The following is a 7,190-nucleotide window of genomic DNA, read 5'->3' as shown; positions in this document are numbered from 1 at the left end:
GGGAGCGCGGGCAGCGGGAGGCCAACTCCATCTGGCTCTGGGGCCAGGGCAGGGCGCCCCGCATGGAGTCCTACCGGGAGCGTTTCGGCCTGGAGGGGGCAGTGATCTCGGCGGTGGACCTCTTGAAGGGCATCGCCCGGGCGGCGGGCCTGGAGGCGCCGCGGGTGGCGGGAGCCACGGGGTACCTGGACACCGACTACGAGGCCAAGGTCGCTGCGGCGCTGGAGGCCCTGGGCCGTGCGGACTTTGCCTACCTCCACGTGGAGGCCCCCGACGAGGCGGGCCACTCGGGCAACGTGGCCCACAAGGTGCAGGCCATCGAGGACTTCGACCGCCGGGTCGTGGCTCCCATGCGGGCCGGCCTGGAGGCCCTGGGGGAGCCCTTTGCGCTGCTCGCCCTGCCCGACCACCCCACGCCGATCCCCCTTCGCACCCACACGGCGGAGCCCGTGCCCTTTGTCCTGTACCGGTCCGACGGGGCGGGGGCGGTGCCGGGGGAGGCGTTCACCGAGGCCTGCGCCCGTGCCACCGGGGTGGTGGTTACCGAGGCCCACCGCCTCATGGAGCACGTCCTGGGGAGGGCGCGGCTGTGGTGATCCCCGCCCACTGCCGGGTCATCTACGGCGACACCGACACCATGGGCGTGGTGTACTACGCCAACTACCTGCGGTTTTTCGAGCTGGGCAGGAACGAGTACCTGCGCGCCCGGGGGCTGACGTACCGCGAGGTGGAAGCCGGGGGCGTGCAGCTTCCCGTGACCGAGGCCCGGTGCCGGTACCGCAAGCCGGCCCGCTACGACGACCTCCTTACGGTGGAGACCCGGGTGGCCCGGGCGCGGGGGGCCCGGGTGGTGTTCGCCTACGCCATCCGCGACGAGGGGGGCGAGCTCCTGGCCGAGGGCGAGACGGAGCACGCGGCCGTGGGCCCCGGGGGCCGGCCCCGGCGCCTGTCCCCGGAGGTGATCGCAGTCCTGGCCCCCGAGGAGGGGTGACCCAGAGCGGTCAGCGGTCGGCTGTCGGCAGCTAAAGCCCGAGGGCCGGACGGCCGTAGGGTGGGTGGAAGCGCAGCGGACCCACCGGTTTCGGCTGCCAGCCCGACTGTCCACGCGGGAGCGGAGCCAACCGCCATGCTCAGCGAGGCCGACCTCCGGATCAACCCCACGGTCTACGAGTGGACCGGCCGCACCATTACCCTGCTGCGCAAGGTCCTCAAGGTCAACGTCAAGCTCCACCATGCCCGCGGCCAGCTCGAGGCCGGCGAGATCTTCCTCTTCAACCACTTCGCCCGGTTCGAGACCTTCATCCCCCAGTACCTGATCTACCAGGAGACCGGCGCGCTCAGCCGTTCGGTGGCGGGCGCCGAGTTCTTCCGGGGGGGCGACGCCTTTGCCCGGTACCTCCTGAGCCTGGGCGCCGTGCCCAACGACTACCCCGAGCTGCTGGCCTTCCTCGCGGCCGAGGTCCTGCGGGGCCGCAAGGTCATCCTCTTTCCCGAGGGGGGGATGGTGAAGGACCGCCGGGTGGTGGACCGCAAGGGGCGCTACGCCATGTACTCCCGCTCGGCCCAGGAGCGGCGCAAGCATCACACCGGCGCCGCGGTGGTGGCCCAGGCGGTGGAGGCCTTCCGGCGCACGGTGCGCCGGGCCGCCGAGGAGGGGCGCGAGGACCGCATCGCCCACTGGGCCGAGGCCCTGGGCGTGGACGGCTCCGAGGCACTGCTGGAGGCGGCCCGACGCCCCACCCTGATCGTTCCGGCCAACATCACCTTCTATCCCATCCGCGTCGAAGCAAACTGGCTCCAGCGGGGAGCCGAGCTCTTCTCCCGGGGCCTGGATCCCCGCTTCGCCGAAGAGCTCCTCATCGAGGGCAACATCCTGCTGCGCGACACCGACATGGACATCCGGCTCGGCGAGCCCGTGCAGCCCGAACGCTTCTGGGGCCCGGCCGACCGCTGGCTCCTGCGGCGGGTCGGGGAGAAGGTGGGGTCTCTCGACGGGTTCCTCGCTTCCCGTACGGCGACATCCCGGTGGGACGAGCGGTGGTGGAACCGCAGGGCCCGGCGCCGGGCCCTGCGGGTGCGCGACGCCTACATGGAGGAGATGTACCGAGGGCTCACCGTGAACCTGAGCCACCTGGCGTCGCACCTGATCTTCTCGCAGCTCGAGCGAGGGGTGTCGGGCGTGCGGGCCACCGAGCTCCACCGCACCCTGTACCTGGCCGTCAAGAGGGTGCAGGGGGCGTCCGGGATCCACCTGCACCGCAGCCTGCGAAACCCCGAGGCCTACGGAGGGCTCCTCCGGGGGGAGTGCCCCGGGCTGGACCAGCTCCTCGGAATGGCCGAGGGCCTGGGACTCGTCACCCGGGAGGACGACTGGTACCGGCTGGCGCCGCAACTGCGCCAGGAACACGCCTTCGACACGGTGCGGGTGGGAAACCCCCTAGCCGTGTACGACAACGAGGTGGAGCCCCTTTTCGCGGCCCGGGAGGCCGTGGACCGGGCGCTCCAGGAGACCCCCGGGGTGTCGGAGCGAGAGCTCGCGCTGCTCCGGTTCGACGACGAGGTCCGCTCCTACCGCTGGGACCGGAAGGCCTTTCGCAAGGCGCGCCACGAGGAGATCAATCGGCAGCAGACCGCGACCCGCAGCGGCGAGCCGTTCCTTTTCCTTCCCCACCGCCCGCGCCCCCTCGGGGTTCTCCTCGTCCACGGGTTCACCGCGAGCCCGGCCGAGATGCTGCCCTTCGGGGAGCGGCTGCGGGAGCTCGGCTATCCCGTCCTGGGGGTGCGGCTCAAGGGCCACGGCACCTCCCCCTGGGACCTCCTGGAGCGCAGTTGGGAGGACTGGCTCGCCACCGTGCGCCGGGGCTACGAGATCCTGGCCGCCTTGTGCGGGCGGGTATGCGCCGTGGGGTTTTCCGCCGGAGGAGCCCTGGCCCTGCGCCTGGCCGCGGAGGGACCGGCCGGCCTCGCGGGGGTCGCCGCCGTCGCTCCGCCGCTCAAGGTGCGCGACAAGAGCATGACCCTGGTTCCCCTGGTGCACGGGGCCAACCGGCTCGCGCGCTCCACGGCCCTGATCCAGGGCATCATGCTCTTCCACCGCAGCCACCCGGAGCACCCCGACATCAACTACGTGCACATGCCCATCCGAGCCCTGTACGAGCTCGGGCGCCTCACCGCCGACCTGGAGGACCACCTGGGGGGCGTGGGGTGCCCCGTGCTCCTCGTCCAGAGCACCGAAGACCCCACCGTGGACCCCCACAGCGCCGAGATCATCCGGGACGGGCTGGGCAGCGCCCGCAAGGAGCTGGTCATGATCCCCTCGGACCGCCACGGCATTCTGTACGAAGACGTGGGCAACACCTGGCAGCGGGTGCTGGCCTTCCTGGCGGAGCGGGAGCAGGAGCAGGCGGAGGAACAGGGCGCTTGACGCGGGCCCGCCCCATGGGCAACCCTTGCGATGTGCCTTTGTATGGCGAGACCGGGTCCTGAAACGGGGTCGCCCCGCGCCGCAGCCCCCCGGAGGAGTGCACCCCATGCCTACCATCCTCGTCACCGGCGGCTGCGGGTTCATCGGGAGCAATTTCGTGCGCCGGTGCCTGGAGGCGCTGCCCGGCAGCCGCGTCGTGAACCTCGACAAGCTCACCTACGCGGGCAATCCGACGAACCTGGGCGACCTCGCGGACCACCCGCGCTACCGGTTCGTGCACGGCGACATCTGCGACGGACCCCTCCTGGCCCGGTTGTTTCGCGAGGAGGGGATCGACACCGTGGTCCACTTTGCTGCCGAGTCCCACGTGGACCGCAGCATCGAGGGGCCCGACGCCTTCGTGCGCACCAACATCCTCGGGACCTTCGCGCTCCTGGAAGCCGCCCGCGCCGCCTGGCCCGCGCCATCGTCACCCGTCACCCGTCACCCGTCACGGGTTGGACGCTTCGTCCACGTGAGCACCGACGAGGTATACGGCTCCCTCGGGGAGACCGGCTACTTCACCGAGGAGACCCCCTATGACCCGCGCTCGCCCTACGCGGCGAGCAAGGCCTCCTCCGACCACCTGGCGAGCGCCTACTTCCACACCTACGGGCTCCCGGTGCTCGTCACCAACTGCTCCAACAACTACGGACCCTACCAGTTCCCCGAGAAGCTCATCCCCCTCGTGATCCACAACGCCCTCACCGGCGCCGAGCTCCCCGTGTACGGAGACGGCGCCAACGTGCGCGACTGGCTCTACGTGGGGGATCACTGCGACGCCGTGCTGCGGGTGCTCGAGGCCGGCCGGCCCGGCCAGACCTACAACATCGGCGGAAACAACGAGCGGCGGAACATCGAGATCGTCCACGCCGTCTGCGACCTGGTGGACGCGCAGGCGGCTCCGCTCCCGGGCGGGCAGTCCCGGCGCTCCCTCATCCGCTTCGTCAAGGACCGGCCGGGCCACGACCGCCGCTACGCCATCGACGCCACCAAGGTCCGCACCGAGCTCGGCTGGACCCCCCGGGTCCCCTTCGAGGAAGGTCTGCGGCGCACGGTGGCGTGGTATCTGACCCATCGGGAGTGGACCGAGGCGGTCATGGACGGCTCCTACCGGGAGTACTACCGCAAGATGTATGGGGACCGGGGGTAGCCTCCCATGGCGCGCCTGCCCCGCGTGGCCCTCGTGGGGGCCAACGGCATGCTGGCGGTCGCGGTGAAGCGGCTCCTCGGCGCCGCCGGCAACCCCCCTGCCGAGCTCGACCTGCCCGGCTTCGACGTGAGCGACCGGGAGGCCGTGCGCCGCGGCCTGGGAGAGCTCGGACCCGAGCTCATCGTCAACTGCGCCGCCTACACCGACGTGGACGGGTGCGAGGCCCGGGAGGAGCTGGCGGCGCAGGTCAACGGCCAGGGCCCCGGGTACCTGGCGGAGGCCGCCCGGGAGCTGGGAGCGGCGCTGGTGCACCTCTCCACCGACTACGTCTTCGACGGCGCCAAGGGGGAGCCCTACACGGAGGAGGACCCGCCCAACCCCCTGTGCGCCTACGGCCGCTCCAAGCTCCTGGGCGAGCGGCGCGTGCTGGAGAGCGGCCTCGACAGGTTCTACGTGGTGCGCACGAGCTGGCTCTATGGGCCCGGGGGGAAGAACTTCGTGGAGACCATCGCCCGCCTCGCCGGGGAGCGCGACGAGCTGCGGGTGGTGGCCGACCAGGTGGGATGCCCCACGTACACGGAGGACCTGGCCCAGGCGATCTTCCGCCTGCTGGGGTGGGGAGCGGTCGGCGTGGCGCGGTCCGCGGCCGGCGGGGAGGCGGCCCGGTTGCCCGATGCGACCGGCCCTTGGTCCATCGCCGGCGGAGGCGGTTCGCAGACGCCTCATCCCTTACCCGTCACCCGTCACCCGTCACCGCCCTACGGCATCTACCACGCCTCGGGCGAAGGTTCCTGCACCTGGCACGCCTTCGCGGAAGAGATCGTGGCCCGGCTGCGCGAGGGGGGGCCGGTGCGGGTTCGGGCCGTGCGCCCCATCCGCACCGAAGAGTATCCCGTGGCCGCCCGCCGCCCCTCCTACTCGGTGCTCTCCAAGGAGAAGCTCCGGCGCGCCACCGGAGCCTCCCTCCCCCCCTGGCCCGACGCCCTGCGCCGCTATTTCGCCGTGCGGAGCACCGTTGCCCTCACTCCAACGGACGACGGACCACGGACAACGGACATCTGACTCTGGAGTTCCCATGATCGCCAAAGGAATCGTCCTGGCCGGCGGGGCCGGCAGCCGGCTCTACCCCCTGACCCTGGTGGCCAGCAAACAGCTCCAGCCGGTCTACGACAAGCCGCTCATCTACTACCCCCTGGCCACCCTCATGACGGCGGGGATCCGCGACCTCCTCATCATCTCCACCCCCCAGGACACCCCGCGGTTCGAGGCCCTGCTGGGCGACGGGGAGCGGCTCGGGGTCCGGTTCCGCTACGCCGTGCAGCCCGAGCCCAAGGGGATCGCCCAGGCCTTCCTGGTGGGCGAGGCGTTCGTGGCCGAGGAGCCCGTGTGCCTCATCCTGGGAGACAACCTCTTCTATGGAAAGCTCGGCCTCGACCGCATCGTGCGCGCGTTCGAGGGGGGCGCCCGCATCTTCGGCTACCCGGTCAAGGACCCCGATCGTTACGGGGTGGTGGAGTTCGATCCCCAGGGGCGGGTCCTGAGCATCGAGGAGAAGCCCAGGGCGCCCAAGTCCCACTACGCCGTACCGGGCCTCTACCTCTACGACGGCAAGGTCACGGCGCTGGCCAGGGCGCTCAAACCCTCGCCCCGGGGCGAGCTGGAGATCACGGACCTGAACCTCGAGTACCTGCGGCGCGGAGAGCTCACGGTGGAGCGCCTGGGCCGCGGCATCGCCTGGCTGGATACGGGCACCCACATGAGCCTGCTGGAGGCGAGCCACTTCATCGGCACCCTGGAGGCCCGCCAGGGGCTCAAGATCGCCTGCCTGGAGGAGATCGCCTGGCGGCTCCGGTTCATCGACGACGCCCAGATGGGGCGCCTCATTGCCCAGACCCCGGCTTCGAGCTATCGCGAGTACCTGGAGCGGGTCGCCTCGGAAGGCCGCCTCGGGGAGGGCGAGGGATGACGCTCGTCGAGACCGGGCTCCCCGGAGTGTGGGTCGTCGAGCCCAGGGTGTTCGGCGACGAACGGGGATTCTTCTTCGAGAGCTTCAATCAGCGGGCCTGGGAGGAGGCCACCGGTCTTCCCGGGCGCTTCGTCCAGGACAACCACTCCCGCTCCCGCCGGGGGGTGCTGCGGGGCCTCCACTACCAGATCCGCCAGCCCCAGGGAAAGCTCGTCCGGGTCGTCGCCGGCGAGATCTTCGACGTGGCCGTGGACCTGCGCCCCGGCTCCGCCGCCTTCGGCCGGTGGACGGGGGTGCGCCTCTCCGCCGAGAACCGCCGCCAGCTCTGGGTGCCCCAGGGCTTCGGCCACGGCTTTGTCGTGCTCTCCGAGGCCGCCGACGTCCTCTACAAGGCCACCGACTACTACGCCCCCGAGGCCGAGCGCGCCGTGCGCTGGGACGACCCGCAGCTCGCCATCCGCTGGCCCCTGCCCGCCCCCCCCATCGTCTCGGAGAAGGACCGCCGGGCTCCCTTCCTGGCCGATGCGGAGCTTCCGCCGGCCGCGGCCGGCTGACGCGCCCTTCCCGACCCCCCAACGCAAAGCGGGGACCCCCTCAGGGGTCCCCGC

The 7,190-nt window shown here is 71.6% G+C and carries 7 protein-coding genes; all 7 read left to right on the top strand.

The window, feature by feature from the left end:
• A partial coding sequence (locus AB1578_20815; GenBank protein ID MEW6490338.1) for a phosphoglycerate mutase occupies positions 1–596 on the top strand: 596 nt, incomplete at its 5' end.
• Positions 593–991 (top strand): thioesterase family protein, encoded by a 399-nt coding sequence (locus tag AB1578_20810; GenBank protein ID MEW6490337.1) that lies wholly within the window; start codon positions 593–595, stop codon positions 989–991. The genes AB1578_20815 and AB1578_20810, both read left to right, overlap by 4 nt.
• A 135-nt stretch (positions 992–1,126) precedes the next feature.
• A complete protein-coding gene (locus tag AB1578_20805; protein MEW6490336.1) occupies positions 1,127–3,424 on the top strand; it encodes an alpha/beta fold hydrolase in 2,298 nt (765 codons plus the stop codon).
• A 106-nt stretch (positions 3,425–3,530) separates the two neighbouring features.
• The gene (gene rfbB / locus AB1578_20800; protein ID MEW6490335.1) at positions 3,531–4,616 is read left to right on the top strand and encodes a dTDP-glucose 4,6-dehydratase; all 1,086 of its coding nucleotides are present in this window, start codon (positions 3,531–3,533) and stop codon (positions 4,614–4,616) included.
• 6 nt (positions 4,617–4,622) lie between these two features.
• Positions 4,623–5,678, top strand: a complete 1,056-nt coding sequence (gene rfbD / locus AB1578_20795; protein MEW6490334.1) for a dTDP-4-dehydrorhamnose reductase — start codon at positions 4,623–4,625, stop codon at positions 5,676–5,678.
• Positions 5,679–5,691: 13 nt separating this feature from the next.
• Entirely contained in the window at positions 5,692–6,582 is an 891-nt protein-coding gene (rfbA, locus tag AB1578_20790) for a glucose-1-phosphate thymidylyltransferase RfbA (protein MEW6490333.1), read from the top strand.
• Positions 6,579–7,136 carry a dTDP-4-dehydrorhamnose 3,5-epimerase gene (gene rfbC / locus AB1578_20785; GenBank protein ID MEW6490332.1) on the top strand — a complete coding sequence of 186 codons (558 nt, stop codon included), beginning with the start codon at positions 6,579–6,581 and terminating at the stop codon, positions 7,134–7,136. Before rfbA ends, rfbC begins: the two co-directional genes overlap by 4 nt.
• The last annotated feature ends 54 nt before the right edge of the window (positions 7,137–7,190 follow it).

Source organism: Thermodesulfobacteriota bacterium (assembly GCA_040756475.1).
In the GTDB taxonomy this organism is placed as follows: Bacteria; Desulfobacterota; Deferrisomatia; order Deferrisomatales; family JACRMM01; genus JBFLZB01.
This window is presented reverse-complemented; position numbering and strand designations above follow the sequence as displayed.